This window comes from uncultured Cohaesibacter sp. (genome assembly GCF_963556055.3).
Classification (GTDB): Bacteria; Pseudomonadota; Alphaproteobacteria; order Rhizobiales; family Cohaesibacteraceae; genus Cohaesibacter.
The window spans coordinates 471,966-497,164 of record NZ_CAUVYE020000013.1; the positions used below are offsets into that span (position 1 = coordinate 471,966).

General features: G+C 52.6%; 26 protein-coding genes and 1 pseudogene. 17 read left to right on the top strand and 10 right to left on the bottom strand.

Going from position 1 to position 25,199, the window contains the following annotated elements:
- Positions 1 to 68 precede the first annotated feature (68 nt).
- The gene (locus ACHZB8_RS10825; protein ID WP_316860274.1) at positions 69 to 989 is read left to right on the top strand and encodes a DMT family transporter; all 921 of its coding nucleotides are present in this window, start codon (positions 69 to 71) and stop codon (positions 987 to 989) included.
- Between the two features lie 85 nt (positions 990 to 1,074).
- Here ACHZB8_RS10825 and ACHZB8_RS10830 read toward each other — a convergent pair whose 3' ends face one another.
- Positions 1,075 to 2,343: an FAD-dependent oxidoreductase gene (locus tag ACHZB8_RS10830; RefSeq protein WP_316860275.1), complete on the bottom strand. Its 1,269-nt coding sequence runs from the start codon at positions 2,341 to 2,343 to the stop codon at positions 1,075 to 1,077.
- Positions 2,344 to 2,794: 451 nt separating this feature from the next.
- Here ACHZB8_RS10830 and uvrB point away from each other — a divergent pair.
- Positions 2,795 to 5,259 (top strand): annotated as a pseudogene (uvrB, locus tag ACHZB8_RS10835) (excinuclease ABC subunit UvrB).
- Between the two features lie 315 nt (positions 5,260 to 5,574).
- Complete coding sequence (locus tag ACHZB8_RS10840) at positions 5,575 to 5,880, top strand: septal ring lytic transglycosylase RlpA family protein (RefSeq protein WP_316860754.1); 306 nt, start codon at positions 5,575 to 5,577, stop codon at positions 5,878 to 5,880.
- On the opposite strand, the gene ACHZB8_RS10845 is transcribed toward ACHZB8_RS10840, so the two are convergent.
- The 4 genes from ACHZB8_RS10845 to ACHZB8_RS10860 form a co-directional block, all read right to left on the bottom strand.
- Positions 5,870 to 6,331 carry a DUF1402 family protein gene (locus tag ACHZB8_RS10845; protein WP_316860756.1) on the bottom strand — a complete coding sequence of 154 codons (462 nt, stop codon included), beginning with the start codon at positions 6,329 to 6,331 and terminating at the stop codon, positions 5,870 to 5,872. The two genes, ACHZB8_RS10840 and ACHZB8_RS10845, sit on opposite strands and share 11 nt — an antisense overlap.
- Positions 6,252 to 6,818 carry a DUF1402 family protein gene (locus tag ACHZB8_RS10850; RefSeq protein ID WP_316860276.1) on the bottom strand — a complete coding sequence of 189 codons (567 nt, stop codon included), beginning with the start codon at positions 6,816 to 6,818 and terminating at the stop codon, positions 6,252 to 6,254. Before ACHZB8_RS10850 ends, ACHZB8_RS10845 begins: the two co-directional genes overlap by 80 nt.
- Positions 6,819 to 7,015: 197 nt before the next feature.
- Positions 7,016 to 7,273: a DUF2164 domain-containing protein gene (locus ACHZB8_RS10855; RefSeq protein WP_316860277.1), complete on the bottom strand. Its 258-nt coding sequence runs from the start codon at positions 7,271 to 7,273 to the stop codon at positions 7,016 to 7,018.
- Positions 7,274 to 7,303: 30 nt separating this feature from the next.
- Entirely contained in the window at positions 7,304 to 7,939 is a 636-nt protein-coding gene (locus tag ACHZB8_RS10860; RefSeq protein WP_316860278.1) for an MBL fold metallo-hydrolase, read from the bottom strand.
- Between the two features lie 313 nt (positions 7,940 to 8,252).
- Between ACHZB8_RS10860 and ACHZB8_RS10865 the strand changes: the two genes are divergently transcribed.
- The 9 genes from ACHZB8_RS10865 to ACHZB8_RS10905 all read left to right on the top strand — a co-directional run bounded on the left by ACHZB8_RS10865 (position 8,253) and on the right by ACHZB8_RS10905 (position 16,253).
- The gene (locus tag ACHZB8_RS10865; RefSeq protein ID WP_316860279.1) at positions 8,253 to 8,990 is read left to right on the top strand and encodes a hypothetical protein; all 738 of its coding nucleotides are present in this window, start codon (positions 8,253 to 8,255) and stop codon (positions 8,988 to 8,990) included.
- 144 nt (positions 8,991 to 9,134) lie between these two features.
- Positions 9,135 to 9,992 (top strand): 23S rRNA (adenine(2030)-N(6))-methyltransferase RlmJ, encoded by an 858-nt coding sequence (locus ACHZB8_RS10870; protein ID WP_316860280.1) that lies wholly within the window; start codon positions 9,135 to 9,137, stop codon positions 9,990 to 9,992.
- 38 nt (positions 9,993 to 10,030) lie between these two features.
- Positions 10,031 to 10,705, top strand: coding sequence for a ribonuclease T2 (locus ACHZB8_RS10875; RefSeq protein WP_316860281.1), 675 nt, complete (start codon positions 10,031 to 10,033; stop codon positions 10,703 to 10,705).
- Between the two features lie 379 nt (positions 10,706 to 11,084).
- Positions 11,085 to 11,483, top strand: a complete 399-nt coding sequence (locus ACHZB8_RS10880) for a hypothetical protein (RefSeq protein WP_316860283.1) — start codon at positions 11,085 to 11,087, stop codon at positions 11,481 to 11,483.
- Between the two features lie 271 nt (positions 11,484 to 11,754).
- A complete protein-coding gene (locus ACHZB8_RS10885; protein WP_316860285.1) occupies positions 11,755 to 12,705 on the top strand; it encodes a calcium/sodium antiporter in 951 nt (316 codons plus the stop codon).
- A 107-nt stretch (positions 12,706 to 12,812) separates the two neighbouring features.
- Positions 12,813 to 14,765: an excinuclease ABC subunit UvrC gene (gene uvrC, locus ACHZB8_RS10890; RefSeq protein ID WP_316860286.1), complete on the top strand. Its 1,953-nt coding sequence runs from the start codon at positions 12,813 to 12,815 to the stop codon at positions 14,763 to 14,765.
- Positions 14,766 to 14,869: 104 nt separating this feature from the next.
- Positions 14,870 to 15,457, top strand: a complete 588-nt coding sequence (pgsA, locus tag ACHZB8_RS10895) for a CDP-diacylglycerol--glycerol-3-phosphate 3-phosphatidyltransferase (RefSeq protein WP_316860288.1) — start codon at positions 14,870 to 14,872, stop codon at positions 15,455 to 15,457.
- 35 nt (positions 15,458 to 15,492) lie between these two features.
- Complete coding sequence (gene moaD, locus ACHZB8_RS10900; protein WP_394706175.1) at positions 15,493 to 15,744, top strand: molybdopterin converting factor subunit 1; 252 nt, start codon at positions 15,493 to 15,495, stop codon at positions 15,742 to 15,744.
- A gap of 38 nt (positions 15,745 to 15,782) precedes the next feature.
- Positions 15,783 to 16,253, top strand: a complete 471-nt coding sequence (locus tag ACHZB8_RS10905; RefSeq protein ID WP_316860289.1) for a molybdenum cofactor biosynthesis protein MoaE — start codon at positions 15,783 to 15,785, stop codon at positions 16,251 to 16,253.
- A 60-nt stretch (positions 16,254 to 16,313) separates the two neighbouring features.
- Here ACHZB8_RS10905 and ACHZB8_RS10910 read toward each other — a convergent pair whose 3' ends face one another.
- Positions 16,314 to 17,204: a branched-chain amino acid aminotransferase gene (locus ACHZB8_RS10910; RefSeq protein WP_316860290.1), complete on the bottom strand. Its 891-nt coding sequence runs from the start codon at positions 17,202 to 17,204 to the stop codon at positions 16,314 to 16,316.
- A 364-nt stretch (positions 17,205 to 17,568) separates the two neighbouring features.
- Between ACHZB8_RS10910 and ACHZB8_RS10915 the strand changes: the two genes are divergently transcribed.
- From ACHZB8_RS10915 to ACHZB8_RS10925, 3 genes are all read left to right on the top strand, one after another.
- Positions 17,569 to 18,123, top strand: coding sequence for a MarR family winged helix-turn-helix transcriptional regulator (locus tag ACHZB8_RS10915; RefSeq protein WP_316860292.1), 555 nt, complete (start codon positions 17,569 to 17,571; stop codon positions 18,121 to 18,123).
- 13 nt (positions 18,124 to 18,136) lie between these two features.
- The gene (locus tag ACHZB8_RS10920) at positions 18,137 to 18,838 is read left to right on the top strand and encodes a response regulator transcription factor (RefSeq protein ID WP_316860293.1); all 702 of its coding nucleotides are present in this window, start codon (positions 18,137 to 18,139) and stop codon (positions 18,836 to 18,838) included.
- A gap of 172 nt (positions 18,839 to 19,010) precedes the next feature.
- A complete protein-coding gene (locus ACHZB8_RS10925) occupies positions 19,011 to 20,303 on the top strand; it encodes an ATP-binding protein (protein ID WP_316860758.1) in 1,293 nt (430 codons plus the stop codon).
- 57 nt (positions 20,304 to 20,360) lie between these two features.
- On the opposite strand, the gene ACHZB8_RS10930 is transcribed toward ACHZB8_RS10925, so the two are convergent.
- From ACHZB8_RS10930 to ACHZB8_RS10945, 4 genes are all read right to left on the bottom strand, one after another.
- A complete protein-coding gene (locus ACHZB8_RS10930) occupies positions 20,361 to 20,711 on the bottom strand; it encodes a tRNA-binding protein (RefSeq protein ID WP_316860295.1) in 351 nt (116 codons plus the stop codon).
- Between the two features lie 49 nt (positions 20,712 to 20,760).
- Positions 20,761 to 21,477, bottom strand: coding sequence for a hypothetical protein (locus tag ACHZB8_RS10935; protein ID WP_316860296.1), 717 nt, complete (start codon positions 21,475 to 21,477; stop codon positions 20,761 to 20,763).
- Between the two features lie 218 nt (positions 21,478 to 21,695).
- Positions 21,696 to 22,514, bottom strand: coding sequence for a pyrroline-5-carboxylate reductase (gene proC / locus ACHZB8_RS10940; protein ID WP_316860297.1), 819 nt, complete (start codon positions 22,512 to 22,514; stop codon positions 21,696 to 21,698).
- A gap of 198 nt (positions 22,515 to 22,712) precedes the next feature.
- Positions 22,713 to 23,009, bottom strand: coding sequence for an accessory factor UbiK family protein (locus ACHZB8_RS10945; RefSeq protein ID WP_316860298.1), 297 nt, complete (start codon positions 23,007 to 23,009; stop codon positions 22,713 to 22,715).
- A 191-nt stretch (positions 23,010 to 23,200) separates the two neighbouring features.
- Here ACHZB8_RS10945 and lgt point away from each other — a divergent pair, with 191 nt between their 5' ends.
- Positions 23,201 to 24,025, top strand: a complete 825-nt coding sequence (lgt, locus tag ACHZB8_RS10950; RefSeq protein ID WP_316860299.1) for a prolipoprotein diacylglyceryl transferase — start codon at positions 23,201 to 23,203, stop codon at positions 24,023 to 24,025.
- On the top strand, positions 24,018 to 25,127 hold the full coding sequence (locus tag ACHZB8_RS10955; RefSeq protein ID WP_316860300.1) for a class I SAM-dependent methyltransferase: 1,110 nt from the start codon (positions 24,018 to 24,020) through the stop codon (positions 25,125 to 25,127). The genes lgt and ACHZB8_RS10955 overlap by 8 nt, the downstream gene beginning before the upstream one ends.
- Positions 25,128 to 25,199: the final 72 nt, after the last annotated feature.

Consider the following 25,199-nt stretch of genomic DNA (forward strand, 5'->3'; position numbering starts at 1 on the left):
GTTTCGTTTAATTGTCGCTCATTCTGCCTCGCCTGGGGGTGGAGTTCTTTCTTTTCAGGACAATCCCAATGCCAAGAATGACTGCTAACCTGCTGTTGCTTGTCGCCGCCATCGTCTGGGGCGCGGCCTTCGTCGCGCAATCCACGGCCATGGATGCAATAGGCCCACTGAATTTCACAGGGATTCGCTTTGTTCTTGCAGCTCTAGCCGTGGCACCCTTCGCCTATTTCGAGCGCAGAAGGGTTGAAAATCCGATCCCTTTGCCGGTCATTCTCAAAGGCATCCTTATCGGGACCATTTTTTTTGCTGGTATCATCACCCAGCAATTTGGGTTTTTCACCACATCGGTCACCAATGCCGGTTTCCTGACCGCACTATATGTGCCGCTCACCCCGCTGGTAGGCATCATACTTCTGCGTTCCTGGCCATCGCCTTTCGTCTGGCCGATCATAGCGCTCTCCATGATTGGCGCCTATTTGCTGGCAGGAAATATCGACACCATGAGAACCGGCGATATTCTCATGCTCTTCAGCGCCCTGTCATGGGCTTTGCAAATCACCTTTGTCGGTCGCATGGTCAGCAAATATGGCAACCCGCTCGCTTTTGCCTTCCTGCAATTCGCAACAGCTGGCGTCCTTGGCATGATTGGCGGGCTTCCCTTTGAGACTCTTGAACTTTCAAGTTTGCAGGGAGCCTGGTTCGAAATTATCTATACCGGTGTCTTCTCAGGCTCGCTTGCTTTCGGTTTGCAGGCCATTGGCCAGCAATATTCACCCCCGGCCGATGCCGCCATCCTGCTGTCAAGCGAAAGCCTGTTTGCGGCAATCTTTGGTGCCATACTCCTGCATGAACGCCTGACTCCGAGCCAATATCTGGGTTGTTTCCTGATTTTCTCCTGCATCCTTCTGGTCGAACTCTTGCCACACATCCAGAAACGTTTGCGCAGAACCAAAGACCGGGCCGAAGCCGCAGCCGATTTGCCCGCATGATCCTTGCCAAGGCGCACAAAAAAAAGCCGCTGTACGAACGAACAGCGGCAGTCAGAGCCTTCAATTGGGAATTGCCGGTCCAGAGTTATTTGATCTTGCCGATATCGAGCAAGCTCAAAACGGCTTTCTCATAATAGGGTTCGGTCTCACCTTTACGGATCTTGCGCAGGAAATATTTCTCAAACGCAATCTTGGCCAGATGAACCCATTTGCCTTGCGCAGAATAGTTGGTGTTCCGCGGCGGAATCTGAGGCATCGCAACAAAGGCAAGCCCGCTATCGCCGAAGTCAGCCAGACAGATGGCATTCCACGTTGCCTGATGGGTCGGTTCCTTACCGTCCAGCAATTCACGCATATTGTGCGCAGCTGCGGTCACCATGGATTCGATCATGTAACCGGTTTTCGGCACACCCACTGGCACAGGTGTTTTCTCATAAGGCGGAATCGCAATACAAACACCAATACCAAAGATGTTTGGATATTTCGGATTGCGCTGATGTTCATCGACAATCACGAAACCACGAGGATTGACAAGTCCATCGATGCCGCGCAGTGCAGGAATGCCCCGGAAGGCAGGAAGCATCATGGAATGCTTGAAAGGAAGCTCGTGTTTCTGTTTCACATCGCCATTTTCATCGCATTCGGTGACATGCATGACACCTTCTTCAACCTTGTCCACCTTGGCATTGGTGATCCATTTGACCGTGCGATCACGGAAGGCTGACTCAAGCATGCCTTTGGTATCACCCACACCGCCAAGACCCAGATGGCCGATATAGGGCTCGGACGTCACAAAAGTCATCGGAACCTTGTTGCGGATCTTTCTCTTGCGCAGATCTGTATCGAAGATCATTGCCGTTTCATAGGCAGGACCATAGCAAGAGGCCCCCTGCACAGCACCGACAACAATCGGGCCTGGATCTTGGCAAAAGGTTTCCCATTTTTCAAAGCCTGAGGAAGCATGATCCACGTCACACACGGAAATGGTGTTACCTTCGGGGCCAAGCCCTTCAATTTCATCAAAGGCAAGCTCTGGTCCAGTCGCAATCACCAGATAGTCATAGGACCTGGTGGTGCCGTCTTCCATGCCGATGGAATTGTTTTCCGGATCGAGACTTGTAACAGCTGAACAATGGAAATCGACTTTGTTCTTGGGCAATGTCTTGGCAAGATCGAGTGTAATATCCTTCTTCTTGCGCCAGCCAACCGCAACCCAGGGGTTGGAAGGTGTGAACTGGAAGAATGGTTTATTTGAAACCACCGTCACCTTGTCCGTTTTGGACAATTTTTGACGAAATTCATAGGCAGCAGATAGCCCTCCCAATCCACCACCGATAACAACTACATGTGTCATTCTTTTCTCCTCGACACAGACTCCTCCCCTGAGCTGTGCCAAATTCCATTTCAAAACTGGCTAACTATTTTAGTCATTTCGAATATTAGGACAATTTAATAAAACTGAATATAAGCCATTCGATTAAGTTCAACCACGTATTCAGATCCGTGAATTTTTCAATTACCCCCTTCATATTCTCGCTTTGTTCCCTTACATTACTTTTTCCAGTGAAAGAGGCATTGCAATGGCATCGGACGACAAGCAGAAAGATGGAAATAAGCCGAGCGGTTTGGGGGAAGCGCCTCAAGCATCGCTGGAAGGCATGCCTCTGTCCGATTCGATTTCCGAGTGGGCAAGTGAAATTGCCGAAGCGGCAAATCTGGACGCAAAACCGACCAAGAACAAAGAGAGCAAAGATAAGGCGTCTGCTGCGTCAAAGCGCAGCACAAGGAAAAAACCTCAGCCAGAGATATCTGCACGCGACAAGGCAGCCGGTGGCCTCAATCCCATCGCCGGTCTCGATATTTCCCTCGAGAAGGCCGAAGAGCTGGAGCGCGTCACCAAGGAACGCAAGAAGGCCCAGAAGAAAAAGGGCAAGAGTGATGATCGCTCCGGTGTTACAGAAACCGTCCGCGCACTTGAATCCCTCATCGAGCATGGCCGGCCCGAATTCATGGATTCGGAGCCCTGGCGTCCCCATCGCCCCGACCGACCGGAAAAGTCGGAAGGGGGTGTCGCTTTCGAGTTGAAAACCGACTTCGAACCTGCCGGTGATCAGCCCACCGCCATCGTAGACTTGACCGAAGGCATCAAGGACGGCGAAGCAACACAAGTTTTGCTCGGCGTGACGGGGTCTGGCAAGACTTTCACAATGGCCCAGATCATTGCCAGGACAAATCGCCCTGCTTTGATTCTTGCACCCAACAAGACGTTGGCTGCCCAGCTCTATGGCGAGTTCAAGAATTTCTTCCCCAACAACGCCGTGGAATATTTCGTCTCCTACTACGATTACTACCAGCCCGAAGCCTATGTGCCACGCACCGACACCTTCATCGAGAAGGAAAGCACGATCAACGAACAGATCGACCGCATGCGCCACTCGGCTACCCGAGCCGTGCTTGAGCGCGATGACGTGATCATCGTTGCATCGGTTTCCTGCATCTATGGTATCGGCTCGGTAGAAACCTATACCGAAATGAGTTTCAAGATCGAGGTTGGTGACGAAATCGATCAAAGTCAGTTGATGGCCGATCTGGTGGCGCTTCAATACAAGCGCAACAATATGGACTTCCAGCGCGGCTCCTTCCGCGTCAGTGGCGATGTGGTGGAAATCTTTCCCGCCCACTATGAGGATAGAGCCTGGCGCATCTCCTTTTTCGGTGACGAAGTCGAGGAGATAAAAGAGTTCGACCCACTCACCGGCCAGAAAATGGGCGAGTTGGAAATGGTCAAGCTCTACGCCAATTCCCACTATGTAACACCACGCCCTACCCTCAATCAGGCGATCAAGAGCATCAAGACGGAACTGACGGAAAGACTTGAAGAACTGGAAGCCCATGGCCGCCTGCTGGAAGCCCAACGCCTTGAACAGCGCACCCGTTTCGATCTGGAGATGATGGAAGCGACTGGCTCCTGTCAGGGCATCGAGAACTATTCCCGCTATCTGACAGGCCGCAAACCCGGCGAGCCACCGCCGACCCTGTTCGAATATCTGCCCGACAACGCCCTGATCTTCGTTGACGAAAGCCACGTTACCATTGGCCAGTTGGGTGCCATGTATCGCGGTGACTTCCGTCGCAAGGCCACCCTCGCCGAATATGGTTTCCGCCTGCCGAGCTGTATGGATAACCGCCCCTTGCGCTTTGAGGAATGGGACGCCATGCGCCCCCAGACCGTTTGTGTTTCGGCCACACCGGGCAACTGGGAAATGGAAGAGACCGGCGGTGTCTTCGCAGAACAGGTCATCCGCCCGACAGGTCTCACCGATCCGATCATCGAAATCCGCCCTGCGAAAACTCAGGTTGATGACCTGCTGGGCGAAGTGAAGGAAAAGGCAAAGGCCGGATACCGCACCCTCGTCACCACGCTAACCAAGCGCATGGCAGAGGACCTCACAGAATATCTGCATGAGCAGGGCGTGCGCGTCCGCTATATGCATTCGGACGTCGATACCATCGAGCGCATCGAAATCATCCGGGACCTGCGTCTGGGGCGTTTGATGTCCTGATCGGCATCAACCTGCTGCGCGAAGGACTTGATATTCCCGAATGCGCGCTTGTCGCGATTCTCGACGCGGACAAGGAGGGCTTCCTGCGCTCTGAAACGTCCCTCATCCAGACCATCGGTCGTGCGGCTCGAAATGCTGACGGCAAGGTCATTCTCTATGCCGATCACATGACCGGTTCGATGGAACGGGCCATTGGCGAGACCAATCGGCGCCGTGAAAAGCAGATGGCCTACAATGAAGAACATGGCATCACACCGCAGACGGTCAAAAAGAATATCGGCGACATCCTCGGCTCGGTTTACGAAAGCGACCATGTCACCGTCGACAAGGGCCTCGCCGAAGAAATGCAGGCTGGCATCGGTCACAATCTCGAAGCCCATATCGAGGATCTCGAGAACCGCATGAAAGAAGCCGCCGCCAATCTCGAATTCGAGGAAGCGGCTCGTTTGCGTGACGAAGTCAAACGTCTGCGCGAGACCGAACTCGCTGTGGCTGACGATCCACTCGCTCGCCAGTCATCCATCGACGAAAAAACCGGTGGCTATCGCGGTGAACGCAAATATGGCACGTCTGCCAATCTGCCAAAATCGGGATCGACAAAGGGAAGCCGCATAAAGAAACCGGATCTTGACGACATGGGGCCCGGTACCGACATGCCAAGGCCCAAAGGCGCAGGCAACACAAGAGGCCGACGGCGAAAAAGCTGATCTGCAACCACATGCATGGCCGTCGGGCCGTTGATGAACAGCGCCCCCCTGTGTCATACGCGCAGGGAGGGATGATGCATTTTTGCAATAGTCTCCACTGCAATGCCCGCCACCTCATGCAGATGACGAACGATACCACACTCTTGTCACAGTTTGCTCTGAAAGGAGATCGGTGCTCATGGCCTCAATGCGCTGTGACCAGACATCGATCCTGTTCCAAAGCAAAAGCATGGAGTGAACGCAACATTGCAAATCAACCTTTTGACAAAGACCCTGATACTCATCAGTGCAGGTCTTTTATTCATCGGTGTGTTGATGGATGTCGGACACACGGCAGAACCCGCAAGTTGCGGCATGGCCTCCTGGTATCAGCACACATCCCGAACAGCATCAGGCGAAATGGCCGATCCGGACAGTTTGGCCGCAGCGCATCGCAAATTCGAATTCGGCACCAAGGTTCGGGTACAGAATATGCGAAACGGAAAAACGGTCATTGTCCGGATCAATGATCGCGGACCTTTCACAAAGGGGCGGATTCTGGATGTAACGAGGGCAGCGGCCAGAAAACTCGGCTTCATCAAAGCCGGCACCGCAAAAATCTGCCTTGAAACTATTCCTTAGCGAGCGATGCGCGCTGTTTGCCCTTTTCCTCACCAGAGTCAGGATCAACCAAGTCCTGTAGCTCGCTCATCTTGTCATTGACAAGCCAACCGTAATAATTCTCTCGCGGCCAGATGGTGCGGCCCGCACGTCTGATTTTGTTCCGCAACTCCTCTGCATGCTCGTGGGAGTCACCAATATTATAGAGGGTGGCCGTAATGCCCGGATTTTTGGTTATGTCCAGCCCCGCAATATCGCGATAATCATCGATAGCCTTCCTGATGGCGGCCGCCATATAGGCCAGTGAAACATCCGGGTCCATGATGGCGTGATAGACTTCCGGTGCATCCGTTTCGTCGAGCTTGTCGTATCCTGACTTCTCATGCACGAAATCAGTGAGCTTTAGCGCGGTCAGAGGGCTGATCTGACCCAGACCAAAGGTCTGGCCCGCATAAAGGGGCTGAAAGAAAATCTTGCTGAACCGATCTTTCGGAAAAGCCTTTCCGTCGACTGTCTTGCCTTGAAAATCCTTTTTTCCAGATCGCCTGCCGACAGTTCCAGAGGTCGTAGGAATCTTTCACATCCTTGCAGGACTCAAATTGCTCCCGCTTGAGAAAATCCTCTATATTCTCCCCATCATAGGCAAAACGGATACGCATGCCGGAATAGATCGCTGCCTTGGTGTAATAGGTCTGCAAGTGATCGAAGACGTTGATGTTATAGGTGTGTTCCCCCACCATGGCCCCGATCATGTGAATCGGCTCGATGTCATAGACATCGGCAATCTTCTTGATCTTCGATATGAGCTTCTTGTCTGATTGCAAGAGGGTCTTGATCTTCTCATATTTCTTGTCAAACGACGTTTTCTGAGCACTCGTGCGAAGGGATGAGCTTGTTGGAATTTTGGGCTGTTTCTGGAGCCTGTTTCCTGCGGGAACCACACGGACACTTTTCGCCATGACTTGCATGTCGGGCTGAAACGGCTGACACAGCAAGAAAACAAAAAATAAAATATGGATCGGCTTAATCGAAAATTTCATCGGAAACACCCCAAATCACCAGAAACTATTCACAAGCAAGCAATGGTAACTTTCAAAAAAAGTCTGTTCAGAACAGCATTGCCTCTTATCCGCCAACCAACGCTCCAAAATAAGGATCAGCGATGCAATACATCGATCTCTTTTTCGAGACCGTAAAGAGCCTCGTTATAATTATCAATATGCTTTTCAATCAAAGCACGCCCATCTAACAATCCCTTATTGTAGAAGACAGGCCCCAATTGTTTTGAAAGATGATCGAGAAGGAATTCAGCCTCGAAACGTCCAAGCTCCTGATCCATTTCCGAAAGGAAATAGGTCTGCAACATTTCAACGAGCCCAAGCTTTTCTTCCTTGCTGAATGTAATATCACTCATCGTCCCACCATTGATAACCAGCTTTTGGTCTTAAAGCCCTTTCAAAAACGGATTGTTGCGTCGCTCTTCCCCGATGGTCGAGTGATTCCCGTGCCCACACAAAAAGGTCACATCATCGCCGAGCGGCAGGATCTTGTCACGGATCGAGGCAAGCAACGTGTCGTGATCTCCTCCGGGCAAGTCCGTGCGACCGATGGATCCGTTGAACAACACGTCTCCCATAATGGCAAACCTGGCCTCTTCATTGTAGAAGACCACATGTCCCGGAGCATGACCGGGGCAATGTAGAACGGAGAAAGGCATTCCGGCAATATCAACCTCATCGCCTTCCTCCAGCCAGCGATCCGGCTCACAAGCCTTGACATGAGGAACGCCGAATTGTTGCGCCTGCACTTCGATATGGTCCATCAGCATCCGGTCTGCTTCATGCGGCCCCTCGACATCGACATCCAGAGCATCGCGCAACTCAACCGCCCCACCGACATGATCAATATGGCCATGGGTGATCAGGATCCGTTCCACATCGATTTTCTCATGTTCAATGACCTGAAGAATCTTGTCAACTTGCCCACCGGGATCAATCACAACGCCTTTCCCGGTTTCTTCATCCCAAATCAAGGTACAATTTTGCTGAAAGACCGTGACCGGTACGATAGCTACTTTCATCCTGTTCTTCCTGACTGCCCAGAAGGCATTTCCAACTCTGCAACCACAGCACAACCGGCGAGCAGGTGCTCAAGCGAATCGACGGCTGTTCAGCATCCCCAGACTTCAAAAATATCGCCCATGCATAGCGCACCACAAAGCAAAAGTAACTGTGAATGTCGCAGATTTTCAACTTTGCACGGCTTCAAAAAGATTTGAAGTCTTAATGTGAGCGTAATACGGCACGAAAGGCCTTCTTTTTATCCGCTCAAATAGCATTTTCATGCGGGATCGGTTATCCTTCCCACCTATTGATCGCATCAGGAGAAACGATATGCGAGTTGGACAGATCGCTCCGTTCCCCGAAGGGCAAAGCCAATCCGGATCCGTGCCATTCAGAGCACTGGCACTGCTATTGGCGGCCCTCTCGCTTCTCATTTTCTCATGGGGGATTTCGACGCAACCAGCTTCCAGCGAAGAAATACCCAAGTCGCTTCTGAACAACCATCGGGCAACTATGGGGTGTTGGCTTGCCGATATCGACAATTCGGAATTGGCAGACAAGGCCTTGGTCATCCATTTGGGCGTTCAGACATTTTACGGCTTTGTCTGTTCCTCCGGCCTCAATGGAGACAGCTATCGCATCTATCAGGTTGAAGATGGCAGAGACGAATGGGCCAACCTCATCACCTTCCCGCAACTTGACGTAAAACTTGGCTGGTATGCGATCACCGAGTTACAAAAACCCACATGGGATGAAAAGAAAAAACTCCTGCGGGCCGAGTTTCCAAAGCAGGGCAGCACCAGTTCATGCCGCCAATACAGCATTTATTCCTGGCAGAATGATCGCTTTTTCATCGCCCAGATCGGCCTGTCGGGCGATTGCGAAGAAAAGGACACCGACAAGGATCTAATCATTTATCCCTTTGTCGATGAGGTGGAAAAGGGCAAGGCCTCCGGGCTGGCCACAACAGGTGATATCAGCAAAGACGCAGGGGCAGCAAAAGAGGAAGGCACTGCGACCGAAGCCTCGGAGACACCGGATCCCGAAGCAAAGAGCAAAGCCCAATAAACCTGTTGGCTTTGCAACGCCCCAATATCCATTGACAGCGCAGGCAATCCTCATTCATAGGAACGGCTTGATCGAAGCTTATGAAGTGGATCACTTTTAATCTGGCGTACCAAAGTCCGCCCTCATACCGGGTATCCCTGTCCGATGAATTACCGCCACATCTATCACGCAGGCAATTTTGCCGATTGTCTCAAACACATAATTCTGAGCCGAATTCTGCAATATCTTCAAAAAAAGGACAAACCCTTCTTTGTCCTTGATACCCATGCGGGCATCGGCAGCTATGACCTGACAAGTGAAGAGGCTCGAAAAACGGGTGAATGGCAGGATGGCATAGCCCGCTTACTGGGCAAGGACGCACATCCTGTGCCCGATCTCATCAAGGAAATCATAAGCCCTTATGCGGACGTCATAAAAAGCCTCAACCCAGAAGGCGAGTATTTCTTTTATCCAGGCTCCCCGAAGCTTGTGCAGATGATGACCCGCGAGCAGGACCGCGCCTTCTTCATGGAAAAGCATCAAGAAGATTTCAAAACGCTCGCAAAGAGTCTGCGCGGTGACCACCGTATGCATGTAAGACAGGATGATGGCTGGCTGGCCCTCAAGGCCACCCTCCCCCCGAAAGAGCGCAGAGGTCTGGTATTGATCGATCCCCCCTTTGAAGAACCGGATGAATATCGCCGCATGATTGAAGCCTTTCTTGCTGGCTACAAGCGCTGGTCAACGGGCACCTATTGCCTCTGGTATCCGATCAAGGCCCGCCGCGATGTGGATGTCGCTGCGCAAATGCTCGCCGATGCAGGCATTGAAAACTGCCTTCGCGTCGAACTGGTCATTCAGAAACTCGACACTGCAAAACGGTTGAACGGAACGGGTTTATTCATCATAAATCCCCCCTTCACTCTTCATGCGGATCTCAAGTTGCTGCTGCCATTTCTGGCCAAAACACTTGGACAAACGGCGCAAAGATCAACCCTTGAGTGGATTTGCGAGCCGAAATAACTCAAGTTGCGCTGCGGGTGCCCAATGGGGAAAGTGATATGAAAAGAAAAACCGAACTCACCAAACTCTTCTGTCTCTTTGCCATTCTGGCAACAGGTCTGATTTTTCATGCAAGACAGCCCAGGGCGCAAACCGCCGGTGATTTCGACTATTACATTCTAACCCTTTCCTGGTCCCCCACCTATTGCGCCGATGACGCAAAGAAGGGACGCGACAATCTGCAATGCTTCTCCGAACGCGCCTACGGCTTTGTCATTCATGGCCTTTGGCCTCAATATGAAAATGGCTATCCTGATTACTGCCGCACGGACTTTCGCAAACCATCCGAAAAACTTGTCGAGCAAATGCTCAAATATTCTCCAAGTCGGGCGCTGGTTCATCACGAATGGAAGAAGCATGGGACATGCAGTGGTCTGAGCCCGCTCGACTATTTCCGCCAGGCAGTCAAAAGCTTCAAAAGCCTCAAGACACCCCCCAGTTTTGACAATCTGGACCGACCGCTTCTGATGACCGCAAGAGACATCACCAGTTCCTTCTATGACATCAACCCGCAATTGCCGAAAAACAGCCTGTTCGTCACCTGCAAGCGCCAGAAGCTGCAAGAAGTCCGTTTGTGCATCGACAAGAATGGCAAGCCCAGAAGCTGTAGCCCAGAAGCCCTCAGAGGCCAATGCAGGACAAGTGGCAAATTGCGCATTCTCGCGGTGCGATAAGCTTCACTCCGACCAACGACGCCAGACGAACAAGATTCGGACATCCTTGAACGGTCAGCAACCACACCAGGATCGCGGGCAATTTACACCTCTGTCCTGTCAATTCTGGCAGGCTGGATGGCTTCATGGCAACGGCTTGCCCAATCAGGCCTTGAAAACACGGCTCTGCCCCCCATTAAACCTTGACGAGGTCACGGGAAATAAGAGAAATTAGGCGCGTTAACGAATTGTTAGAGTCCGATTTCTCGCATGAAGCCGGTCAGCCATTTGCTCTTGCCGCTCAAATTGCGCAGAAAAACAATATGCAAATTGACTACACATCCTCGCAAACCTCTTGAAGAAAGAGCATTGAGGAATACCGGATAAAGGAACTGACAGCATGAAACAGCTTTATTTGAAACTCTTCGGCGCCTTGATGCTTTCAGCCGTAACCGGAACTGCATCGGCCGCCTATTTACCTGATTGTGATAGCGCAAGCGTATTGTCACGCGTCAATAACACCCTCGCGATTGCCGAGACCAATGTCGTTCAGTCTGGTGACCCGGTCATTGCAATTGAACACATTAGCCAGTCCAAGCTGCTTGAACAGAGCGAGCCATTTTTCGCAAAGCGTTATTGCAAGGCAACGGGCTATACCGAAACGGGTAAAAAAACCGCCATTTACTACCTGATTGAAGCCAACGCCGGGTTTGTTGGCTATGAATATGGTGTTGAAGCCTGCATTCTTGGGCGCGACCCGTGGAGAATCCATGGCGCTTACTGCCGCTCCGTTCGCTAGGTCCGAATAGCCCCCATATTTCAAGACAAGACCACCTCGCCTGCCCGACACCGAGCAGGCGATTCATTTTGTTCGAGAAAATTCAAAAAAACTGCACAAAATCGAATAAATTCAGACAATTACTTTCGAAATATTTCAAAAAAAATCAAATAATATTTTGCTTCAAACCTTTAAATAGTGTTTGCGCGTTCCTATATCTGATAAACGTTGTAGATCGACGATGGCTGCTAGCAGTAAAAAACCAAAAAAATAAACGGATCCAATCCCACTCATGATGATGTATGTGTACCTCGTCGGAGGTCTTGTATTACTCTTGGTAACGGGCGACTTGCTCGTTCGCGGGGCCATCGCGCTTGCAACGCGCCTTAACATACCTCCGTTGATCATCGGCCTTACCATCGTGTCTTTCGGCACATCGGCGCCCGAGCTTTTCATCTCCCTTGACGCAGCCTTCAAAGGCCTTGGCGGCATATCCATCGGCAACGTTGTCGGTTCCAACATCACCAATGTCCTGCTCGTTCTTGGTTTGCCCGCGTTAATCCGCCCCACGCAATGCAGCGAAAGCGGCACGCGCTCAAGCACCATATTCATGATAGCGGTGTCGGTGATCTTCACGGTCTTGTGCCTACAGAGGGTTCTTGATCTCACCTCTGGTATCATTTTGCTCTCTTTGCTTGTCTTTTTCCTGTTCTGGACGGTCTGGACCTCTCGCAAACAAAAGGGCGAACCATGCGACCTTGTCGATGATGAGCTGCTGGAAGAAGCGCCCTCGAAACTCTGGGTCGCCATTCTTTTCATCATCATTGGCATCATAGGTCTGCCAGCCGGTGGTCATCTGACCATTGAAGGAGCATCAAATATCGCCAGAGACTGGGGTGTATCCGAAGCCGTCATCGGCTTGACAATCGTTGCGCTGGGAACGTCCCTGCCCGAATTGGCAACAACTCTTGTCGCAGCCATCCGCAATCAGGGCGCAATGGCATTTGGCAATGTGATCGGCTCGAATATTTTCAACATTCTGGCAATCATGGGCGTGACCGCAACCATCATCCCGGTTCCCGTTCCACACAGGGTCGTGGAACAGGATCTGATCGTGATGCTCGCATCATCGGCCTTGATGCTGCTTTTCACAATTTTCAAATTTCGCCTGACCCGATTCCGCGGGTTATTGATGATGCTTGCCTACTTCGCCTATTTCGCAACGGTATTCTGCAAAAACTGACTTTGGATTTCCCATGGGGCTGCCCACCACGAGACCATTGACATTTGCAATCGAGTCATTGTCTCTAAAAGGCCAATTCCCGTTTTCACGACCAAGACAGCGCTGCCATGACCGAAGAAAGCGACACCGAAAGAGTAGCAGACTCTGAGAAGGCACCGGAGAAGAAACGCTCAACCGGCTTTGAGGTCATTGCCGAGTTTGTTCGCCATTTGCCGAACAGCCCGGGTGTCTATCGCATGCTCAATGCAAATGGCGACGTGCTTTATGTGGGCAAGGCAAAAAGCCTGAAAAAGCGCGTTTCCAGTTACACACGTCATGGAAATCAGACAAATCGTATTCTGCGCATGATCCAGCTGACCGCCAGCATGGAGTTTGTCACCACGGCAACGGAAACAGAGGCCCTGCTGCTTGAAGCCAATCTGATCAAGCGACTGCGTCCCCGTTTCAACGTCTTGCTACGGGACGACAAGAGTTTCCCCTACATCCTCATCGGCGAAGATCACGAAGCACCCCAGATCACAAAACATCGCGGGGCACGCAAGAGAAAGGCCAAATATTACGGCCCCTTTGCTTCCGCCGGTGCCGTCAACAACACGATCAATGCGCTGCAAAAGGCGTTTCTTTTGCGCACCTGTACAGACTCCTTCTACGAGAGTCGGACAAGACCTTGCCTGCTATTCCAGATCAAGCGATGTGCCGCCCCTTGCACCGGTGAGATTTCAATCGAGAATTACAGAAAGCTCGTCGACGAAGCCCATCTCTTCCTGACCGGAAAGAGCCAGACGGTGCGCAAGGAAATGTCCGAATGCATGCAACAGGCTTCCGAAGCACTCGACTTCGAGCGCGCCGCCATTTACCGCGACAGGATCACGGCGCTCAGCCATGTGCAGTCCCATCAGGGCATCAACCCGCAAAACACCGAAGAAGCGGATGTTTTTGCCTGCTATCAGGATGCAGGCCAGACCTGCATTCAGGTCTTCTTCTTCCGAACCGGACAGAATTGGGGCAACCGCGCCTATTTCCCGAAAGCCGACAAGAGCCAGACAGAAGAGGAAGTGCTCGGTGCCTTCCTCGCCCAGTTTTATGACAACAAACCTTGCCCGCGCCTCATTCTGCTGTCCCACGCCATTGAAGAACAGGATCTTGTTGCAGAAGCGCTGAGCAGCAAGTCTGACCACAAGGTCACGGTATCGACACCCCAGCGGGGAGAAAAAAGGGAACTGGTCGAGCATGCCCACGCCAATGCCCGTGAAGCATTGGGACGGCGCCTGGCCGAGACCACCAGCCAGGTGCGTCTGTTACAGGGGGTCGCCGAGGTCTTCGGCCTGCCAGACCTTCCAAAGCGCATAGAAGTCTATGACAACAGCCACATTCAGGGCACCAACGCGGTTGGGGGCATGATCGTCGCCGGAACAGAAGGCTTCATGAAGAATCAATATCGCAAATTCAATATCAAGTCTGACGACATCACCCCCGGTGACGACTATGGCATGATGCGCGAAGTTCTGGAGCGCCGGTTCTCTCGTCTTCTGAAGGAAAACGGCCCCCGTCCTGAAAAGCCGGAAAACGAAAAGAGCGAAGACAATGGCCACACTGACGATCCGGCCTGGCCAGACCTGCTATTGATCGATGGCGGGCGTGGACAGCTCAATGCCGTGAGCGAGATTCTCGCAAATCTCGGCGTCCACGATCTGCCTATTGTCGGCGTTGCCAAGGGCCCGGACCGGGATGCAGGGCGAGAACATTTCTTTCTGCCCGAAAAGGACAGTTTCATGCTGCCTTTGCGCGACCCGGTGCTCTATTTCATTCAACGCCTGCGCGACGAAGCCCACCGCTTTGCCATCGGCACCCATCGGGCGAAACGATCAAAGCAGATTTCCCAAACAGGCCTTGAGGACATTCCGGGCATTGGCCCGGCCCGCAAACGCGCCCTGCTTCATCATTTTGGAACAGCCAAGGCCGTTCGCAATGCCGCCCTTTCAGATCTTCTGGCTGTTGAGGGCATATCCGAACAGATGGCCAAGACGATTCATGCCTATTTCCACGATGATAACCCTTGATCGCATAAACAGCGAACAAGCTGCATTGACGAGCTGCATTGGAACATGCTTTGAGATAGGATGAAAAAATATCCAAAATCAGTCTTCACGATGGTCTGCACAAGATGAATGGCTTAAGCACCGGCTCCTCCACCTTCAACATCCCAAATCTGCTGACAATTGCCCGCATTGTCGCCGTACCGGCAATTGTCTTTTGCATGTTCTGGTCAGATCTTGACTGGGCTCGCTGGACCGCGCTAACGCTTTTTGTTGTTGCAGCTATCACCGATTTTCTGGACGGATATCTTGCCCGTCGCTGGCAAATGCAGTCAGCCCTCGGGCGCATGCTCGATCCCATTGCCGACAAGCTCATCGTGTCGGTCAGCATCCTGATGCTCGCCTATGATCACACACTGATCAGTTGGCATATATGGGCTGGCGTGATCATTCTTTGCAGGGAAATCCTGGTCTCGGGCTTGCGGGAGTTTCTGGCAGCCCTTCAGGTCAGCGTGCCGGTCACCCGGCTTGCCAAGTGGAAAACGACAGCGCAGCTTATCGCAATCGCTTTTCTGTTGGCAGGGCCTGCGGGCGACAAAGTCATCCCCTACACTTCGGAAACAGGTTTGGTGCTGCTTTGGATCTCTGCCCTTCTGACTCTTTATACCGGGTATGACTATTTCCGGGCTGGCCTGCACCATTTGTTGGAAGACTGACACCCCTCCCAACAGAACCGAAACAAGGACTGAAGATGAAACTGGTCTATTTTGCCTGGCTCCGAGAGCATGTGGGGCTAAATGAGGAACAGATCGAACTTCCCGAGAGCATCAAGACGGTTGCAGACCTTCTGAATTGGCAAAAAAGTCGTGGAGACGCCTATGAACGCGCCTTTTCCGAACCGGATACCGTGCGCGTAGCCCTTGACCATTTCCATTCAGAGCATTCGGACAAACTCGAGGGAGCGGAAGAAGTGGCATTCTTTCCCCCGATGACCGGCGGCTAACGCCTGCCGAAATGACCTGAAACTGAAAGGGTTTGACAATGAGCGTATCGCTCCAAAGCGACGATTTCGATATTTCCGCCGAACTCGATGCCCTTGTTGCGGGACGGACGTCAATCGGTGCTGCGGTTACCTTCACCGGGCTAACTCGCGACATGGTCGCAGACCAGCGCATCATGGACATGACCCTTGAACATTATCCCCAGATGGCTCAGGCGGAACTTGAGCGCATCGAGGCCGAAGCTTTGACTCGTTGGCCGCTCCTGGAAGGAACGCGCATCATCCACCGCTTCGGCACATTGGTGCCGGGAGATCGCATTGTTCTGGTCATCACGCTTTCCGCACATCGCCAATGCGCATTTGAAGCGGCCGAATTCATCATGGATTTCGTCAAACTGCGGGCCCCCTTCTGGAAGAAGGAAAGAACCGCAGAAGGAGACAATCAATGGGTAGATGCAAAGGACGCGGACAAACGCGCGATTGAACGCTGGCAAACCCCGAATGAGCAATGAAATATGCCGCTTGCACCTGAGCGCAAACGGCATGATCATGATCCAGCAAAATGGTGGACTTTATTCAGCGGCCACCGCTTTTGGCATAACTTCATCCATATAGTCATGCATCAGGCGCGTCGTGATTTCGGCGGGCTTGAAATTGTATTTGTCAATCGACGCGACAGGTGTCACTTCAGCAGCGGTACCGGTCAGGAAACATTCCTCGAAATCTGCCATTTCTTCCGGCAGGATCTTGCGCTCGAGAACCTCCAGACCACGGCGCTTGGCCAGCTGGATAACGGTCTGACGCGTGATCCCGTCAAGGAAGCTGTCCGGTCTCGGAGTGTGCAGAACACCATCCTTGACAAAGAAGATATTGGCCGCAGTCGCCTCGGCAACATAGCCTTCATGATCAAGCATCACGGCATCGGTATAGCCGTCATTTTCAGCTTTGTGCTTGGAAAGCGTACAAATCATGTAAAGGCCGGCAGCCTTGGCCTTGCACGGAATGGTGCGAGGGTCGGGACGGCGCCATTCGGCAATTGCCAGTTTAAGACCCTTCAGGCGTTCTTCCGGTGAGAAATAGGAAGGCCAATCCCAGGCAGCAACAACCATGTTGATGCTATTGCTCTGTGCCGCCACACCCATCGTTTCAGATCCGCGCCATGCGCAAGGACGAAGATAAGCGTCTTGCAAGCCTTCCTTCTTGAGAATGTCGAGCTGAACCTGGTTCAATTCGTCACGCGTATAGGGCAGTTTGAAACCAAGAGCGTCAGCAGATCTGAACAGGCGCTCAGTATGCTCTTCCAGTTTGAAAATCTTGCCACCGTAAGCGCGCACACCTTCAAACACCAGAGACCCGTAATGCAGACCGTGGCTTAGAACGTGAAGCTTGGCGTCTTTCCAGTCTACATACTCACCGTTGTACCATATACTGCCTTCTCTCTGATCAAATGCTGGGCCAGCCATAATCTTGCTCCTTTTAGCCCGCCGATACTTTGCCGACGGTTTTACACTGATGGGCATCCTGGTCAGAAATTTTCCCGCCACTTGAGCCGCACCAGAAATTTTTTAGATCCTGATACCAGACTGAATTGAGACGTTTTTACGCACAATTTGAACAATCATTACGCGGATCTTGAATTATGTGTAACAAACAGAACAAATTATGTCAACAACACTGACGTATTTTCTGAAAAAATTGCCCGTCCACATAAATGATGACAAAATGGATTGAACCGGATATTCAGGGATGTGTAGAAGAATATTCCCTTGAGCAGCAATTGATGCAACGTCTTCATCGCCCCAAAACAGCGAGCAGAGAAAAAACGAAATGGTTGAAAAAGAGGTGGATTGCGACCCTTTAATTACAACGCCGATGTCCGAAAATGACGGCATTTCCTTTGAGATGATCGAGTTGTTGTTTTTTGCCTACCGCGACTTCGTCGCCGACCCGGACGCCATGCTGGCGTCCCTGTCCTACGGTCGTGCGCACCACCGTGTTCTGCATTTTGTCAATCGCACGCCCGGTATAACGGTGGCCAATCTTCTGGAAATTCTCAAGATCACCAAACAGAGTCTTGCCCGCGTGCTCAAACAATTGATTGAGGATGGCTATATCGCGCAAGTAACAGGCGAGACCGATCGCCGCCAGAGATTGCTGTATCCGACACAAAAGGGACGAACGCTTGCATTGGAGATTTCCAAATGCCAGGCTCGACGTATTGAAGAAGCCCTTAAAACGCTGCCCGAAGAAACAGGCAAAGCAAGCAAAACATTCCTGTATGCCATGATTGAGCCGCAAGGTCGCCCTATCATACAGCGACTGAACCATGGCCTTAATGCACTTCACGCACTGGATAAATCCGATACCGATTGGCGAGATTGAGAGACAAAGACCCATGCCCAGCGCCGCGCAAGCTCTACCCGATAATGCCCAGCATCTGCTGGTCATTGATGATGACAGCCGCATCCGCAATCTCTTGCAGCGTTATCTCTCCAACAACGGATATCGGGTTACGACAGCGCAAAATGCGCAGGAAGCGCGCAAGACCCTTGAGGGACTGAGCTTCGACCTGCTCATCCTTGACGTCATGATGCCCGGCGAGAGCGGAATGGATTTTGCGACCAATTTACGCAAGTCCGATCAGGTTCCGATCCTGATGCTTACAGCACGTGCCGAGGCTGAAAGCCGTATTCAGGGACTGGAAATCGGCGTCGACGACTATCTCCCCAAACCGTTCGAGCCGCGCGAATTGCTCTTGCGGATTAGGAACATCCTGAAAAGAGGCAATAGCCAACCCAACACGCCGATTGACGAAGTCAGCTTCGGCCCATTCCTCTTCAAACTGGAGCGCCAGGAACTGCTTTGCGGCGATGACACGGTCCGCCTGACCGACAGGGAACGCGAATTGCTCAGCCTGTTTGCCTCGCAACCGGGTGCGACGGTGACACGAGCCGCCCTATCCGGTGAAGATGGAACTGGCGAACGAACCGTCGATGTCCAGATCAATCGGTTGAGACGAAAGATCGAACCAGACCCATCCAACCCAATTTACTTGCAAACAATCCGAGGCATTGGCTATCGTCTTCTTACCGACTGATGCAACAGGCAATGGCTAAAGGTAAAGCCCAATGAGCGACGTGCAATCAGATGACAAGACAGCAAGTGAACGAACGCGGCCAAACTGGCTGCGCATGATTTCGCATAGTCTCTTGCCGTTGAAGCTGCTCTATAAGGGCTACAAGGTCATCGCCCGCCAATTGGCTCGCAGCATGCCCAAGGGGCTGTTTGCACGCTCCCTGATCATTATCGTCGCCCCGATGGTCATCTTGCAGTCGGTGCTGGCCTTTGTTTTCATGGAACGACATTGGCAAACGGTCACGGATCGCCTCTCGACGGCAGTGACCCAGGATATCGCCGCCATAATCGCGATCCTGGAGACTTACCCTCAGGAAGAGGGGTATGACGCGCTGATCAATCTGGCGCAGGACAAATTGCAGCTGAATATTTCCGTTCTGCCAGACAGCCCGTTGCCGCCACCTGGCCCCAAACCATTTTTCAGCCTGCTAGATCATGCACTATCGCGTCATATCACCTCGCAGATCGGAAGACCTTTCTGGATCGATACGGTCGGCCGATCCAACATCATTGAAATCCGCATCAAACTGGATGGCAAAGTCCTGCGTGTTTTCACCCGCAGATCCCGTGCCTATGCGTCCAACTCGCATATCTTTCTTGTCTGGATGGCAGGCACGTCGCTGGTGCTGCTGGTCGTCGCCATTCTGTTCTTGCGCAACCAGATCCGACCAATCCAGAGGCTTGCGAATGCTGCCGAGCGCTTCGGCAAGGGGCAGGATGCAGATAACTTCCGCCCTGCCGGTGCACGAGAAGTCAGGCAAGCAGCCCATGCCTTCCTCGAAATGAAACGCCGGATTGAGCGACAAATCGAACAGAGAACCATCATGCTGGCTGGTGTCAGTCACGACCTTCGCACGGTCCTGACGCGTTTCAAACTGCAATTGGCCATTCTGGATGATTATCCGGAAGTTGAGGAAATGCAGCGCGATGTCGACGAAATGCAACTGATGCTGGAAGATTATCTGGCCTTTGCCCGTGGCTCTTCGGCGGAAAAGACCGAGGTCATCGACATTCCCCAGATCCTCGAAGAGCTGCGCTATGATACGCAAAGAAGCGGTTACGATCTCACGATCAACCATACCGGTGGCAAAAATGTGGAAGTGCGGCCCAACACGATCAAACGATGCCTCAACAATCTGATCAGCAACTCAACCCGTTATGCAGATACGATTCGCCTCACATCAGAGCGTCTGGGCAACTGGTGGCTGATTTTCATTGATGATGATGGTCCGGGCATCCCAGAAGAAGAGCTCGATACGGTTTTCCGCCCCTTCTATCGGCTCGACACGGCTCGGAACCAGAACACCCCCAACACCGGCTTGGGGCTGGCGATTGCCCGTGACATTGCCCGCAGCCATGGGGGAGAATTGAGGCTCAGCAAAAGCCCTCTGGGCGGCCTGAGAGCAACGTTACGACTTCCCTCCTGACAGCTTTCCTCCTGGCTGGACACAAGTCCGCGAAAAAGAGCAACGCCCAGGGGTCACTCAGCAAAGACGCGCTCCATTGGCAACAGCCCTCTCGACAGCAGCGAGCACAATCGCCCCATTGTCGTCTTCATACCCCAGAGTCAACACTTCAGACATGAAGGGGCCGATCTGCCTTGGCGGAAAATTCACCACAGCCATGACCTGTCGGCCAATCAACTCTTCGGCCTGATAGTGAACCGTGATCTGGGCAGAGCTTTTCTTGATGCCAATATCATCGCCGAAATCAATCCGCATCTTGTAGGCAGGTTTGCGAGCTTCGGGGAAAATCTCTGCTTCGATGATGGTACCGATGCGAATATCAACTTTTAGAAAATCGTCAAATGTAATGGAATCTGCTGGTTTGGTCATGATCATTCCCTCTGCAAAAAGGGAATGATCCTCGACAGCCATAAAGAGATCAAGATGGCATCGGCGAGATCGAACCATCATCCACAGACGGCCCGTCAGTCACAGAGGTTTCATTCATCTCCGACCCATCAGCCTTTTTGCTCGATTTGCGGGACGAGCGGCACCTGTCTGCCATTTTTGACAAGCCGCCAACGACTTTCCCCGCCTGCTGATAGGCCTTTTCACCGGCTTTCAAAGTCTTGTCGAGCATTGCCATTGTCTTGGCAAGATCCTCACTGTCATCATCCATCCATGTCGCGAAGGCTCTTGCATAGGCCAGCAATACCCCTTTGGAGCGAGCAAAGCCGGAAAGACCAGCAGGAGAAATCTGCGAAATATCGAGGAACCATTCGCCGGTCAAACGAGATAGCGAGAGCAGATGCAGAGACAAAAGCGGATCGCGACGCGTGGATTTGTGAAGGGCCAGAATGAGAGCGCGATACCCCTGCATGGTTTCAAACCGAGCCATGATGACATCAAACAGGCGATCTCGAGCAGCTTCCTCGCCCATTTCCCTGTCATAAGCATCAATCATGGCCCGATCGATCCGGCGAACAAGCTCGGTCACATAGGCATATCTGTCCTGATATTCAACAAAGGCGAGTTTCATGTCGACACCCGCTTTCTCTGCGATTGCCGAGCAAGACACTTCGCGCCAACCATCGGCGATAACAGTCTGAGAAAACTGCTCAAACAACTGCTGTCTGATTTCCGGATTGTAATCCATCTTCTTCTCTCCTCGAATTATCATGCCGCTGGCGCGACCTCATTTGAACACCTTCGCTCCTGCGCGGTTCCATGACGCCAAGACGCAAGTGCAAGAGGCGGAATTCGCAACGCGATTCCCCCACTTCTAGCCTATAAATGTGGTCAAAAGGCGAAAATTCAAGCTTTTGCATATTAGAGCCAAGCAACGCCCGAACAGGTTCGACACAGCAAATACTATCACCTGGATAGCTCAATCGAGCGATCTCGTGCAGCAACAGTCGCCTTTTTCATCAGGCCTTCAAGTCCATTTTGATCGGCCATCAGAATTGCGAGCGCTGCTGCGGTGGTCCCTCCCGGAGAGGTGACATTCTCCCGCAGGACCGAAGCGGAAAGCTCTGACTGATGCAATAATTCGCCAGCCCCGACAATGGTCTGTCGCGCCAGCAGGCCCGCGGTTTCCTCATCGAACCCCAATGCTTCCGCAGCCTTTGCAAGCGCTTCGACCATGTAGAAGACATAGGCCGGGCCCGAACCGGAAACAGCCGTGACCGCGTCGATCAGCCCTTCCTCATCGACCCAGACAAACGCGCCGGTCGAGGAAAGAAGCGCCGCGATCACTTCCCGCATGGTCTCGTCGATGTCTGCGGCGAAAGCTGCAATCATGCCGCGCCCGACCTGAGCCGGTGTATTGGGCATGGCCCGAACGACCTTGAGACCTTGGCCCAGATAGGAGCGAAAGGTTGAAATGGGGGTTCCGGCTGCCACCGAGACCAGAACAGTATTTGGCGCAATCAACCCCGTGAGCCCCGGCAGGACCTTGCCCATCATTTGAGGCTTGACCGCAACAACCACGATATCAGCCTTGGCCAGCGCCTCGGCCGATGCAACCAGTTGGAACCCATGGGTTTGGGACAAGGATACCATTTCCTGCGGCATGCCGGGATCAACCACCGTCACGTTTGAACCGGACAATCCCATTTCGAGCCAGCCCGTCAGCATGGCTCCCCCCATCTTTCCAGCCCCCACCAATACAAGAGACATATCTGAAAGCGTCATCTTAAATCCTTCGTCCAACAATTTTTCAAAATCCCATGCTAGCGCGACTTTCGCACCGCTTTCAAGAAACAGGACACGCAAATACCAACGAAAAAACCCGACGGACCAGTCCGACGGGTTCATGGTTCACATCATGACGATCCGGAACAGCTGGAACGGCCCGGAGCAGATCAAGAAAGGAGGCCCTTGAGAAAGGCGCTATTCCGAGCTGTCGTCACCAGTTGGTTGATCATCAGCGGCAGCCACCAAACCGAGCTTCTCCTCCAGAACAGCAATCCTGGCAGCAAGAGCCTCATTCTCGTCGCGCGCGGCAACGGCCATTGCCTTCACGGCTTCAAACTCGTCCCGAGTCACCAGATCCATGTCGCCCATGAAGCGCTCCAACTGCGCCCGAATGGCAGTTTCAGCTTCATCCCGAACCCCTTGCGCGACGCCTGCGGCATCATTCATCAGTTTGGCAAATTCATCAAAAAGCCGGTTGTTCGTCTGTGTCATCGCACTTCCCCTAATTCGACTTGAAACACCATCCGCCAATGGCTGGACGGGCACGCGCCACATATCTGTCTTTATCACCAGATATAATGGCTCGATGGTATTTCACAACGAATATTTGTACTTTCCTTGACTTCAGGCAGATTAACCAACAAACAGCAATCAAAATTGCAGACTGAAACATAGGCGGCACCGTGACCTTTTTCGCGATACCCTTTCCCATGATCGATCCGGTTCTGATCTCACTGGGTCCGATTCAAATCCGCTGGTACTCAGTGGCTTACATTGCAGGTATCCTGCTTGCATGGGTCTACACCAAACGCATTGCCGCGAACGACAAGCTTTGGGCAAGAAATCAACCTCCGCTGTCTGGTGCCGAGCTTGATGATTTCGTGCTCTGGGCAACCATTGGCATCATCGCCGGAGGACGCCTTGGTTATGTCCTTTTTTACAATCTTGGTGAATATCTGGCCAACCCCCTGCAAATATTTGCCACCTGGCATGGAGGCATGTCCTTTCATGGCGGTTTTCTGGGGGTCACCCTTGCCATGATCCTGTTTTCGATAGCGCGCAAGATTTCGGTTCTGTCCATGTTCGATCTGATTGCGATCGCCTCCCCCATTGGACTGTTCTTTGGCCGCATCGCCAACTTTATCAATTCAGAACTCTGGGGTCGTCCCACCGATTTGCCCTGGGGCATTGTCTTCCCAACAGGTGGCCCAGACCCTCGCCACCCAAGCCAGCTTTACGAAGCTGCCCTTGAAGGTTTGGCAATTTTCCTCATCCTGCGCATTCTGAGCCACGCGACGGGAGCCCTGAAAAGGCCAGGCACGATTGCAGGCAGCTTTGCAATCCTTTACGGCATATTCCGCTCTCTGGTGGAATTGGTCCGCGTACCCGATGAACAGCTAGGCTACCTGAGCTTCGGCACCACCATGGGCATGTGGCTCTCGGCCCCGATGATTCTGGCAGGTCTGATCATGATCCTCTACGCACAGTTGAAAAAGGCGCATGACTGAACAGCCAAAACCACCGCTTGAGGATCGCATAAAGCGAATGATCATGTCGACCGGGCCGATCAGCCTTGCCGATTACATGACCCTTTGCCTCTATGATCCCGATCAGGGCTATTACACTGCGATGAGGCCAATCGGTGCCTGCGGCGACTTCATCACCGCTCCCGAGGTCAGCCAGCTCTTTGGCGAGCTCGTCGGTATCTGGCTTCTCGCCAATTGGCAGCAATCAGGCTGCCCTGCACCCTTCCATGTCGTCGAACTGGGACCGGGGCGCGGCACCTTGATGAAAGACATTGTGCGCGTCATGTCGAGCGCCCCCAAGGCAAAAGACCGCCTGCATGTGCATCTGGTTGAGATCAATCCGGCCCTCAGGGACGAACAGGACAAGGCGCTTGGTGAGGCAACGGTCGCGATCCGGTGGCATGACACAATTGAGACACTGCCCAAAGAGCCTCTCTTTATCATCGCTAACGAGTTTTTTGACTGCTTCCCCATCCATCAATGGGTGGCAAAGGACGGGAAATGGCACGAGCGCGTCATAGGACTGGATCAGGAGGAAAACCTCGCCTTCGGCCTTGGCCCGGTCCGCGCAATCATCAATCCCGACCAACCGATCAAGGAAGGTTCCATTCACGAGGTCAGCCCTGCGGCTGACGCGGTTTTCTCGATAATCGCGAGCCATTTGGCCGAATTCGGCGGCGCGGGCCTGTTTATCGATTATGGGTATAGCCAACCCGATTTGGGAGACACCCTGCAAGCCATACATCACCATGCCCATGCGAACCCGCTTCATCATCCCGGGCTGCAAGATCTTACGAGCCACGTCAATTTCGCCAATCTGCACATGATCGCCATGAGCGAACTGGAGGCAAAAGAAGCCTGCAATCTGACGGCTGCCCCCCTTGTCACACAAGGCGCGTTTCTGCTGGCGATGGGACTACTGGAACGCGCAGGACAATTGGGCAGAGGAGAGACACAGGCCCGACAGGAATCGATTGCAACGGACGTGGAACGCCTGGCCGCTCCAGACCAAATGGGTACATTGTTCAAATGCCTTGCAATCATGCCAAAAGGGTCGAATCTGCCTCCGATGACCCTAGAATAGAGTGCGGGAGCAAAAGTGATGCGGCAGGCCGCCTCACAATGCTCTTTTCCCGGTTGACTTCATCGCAAAAGC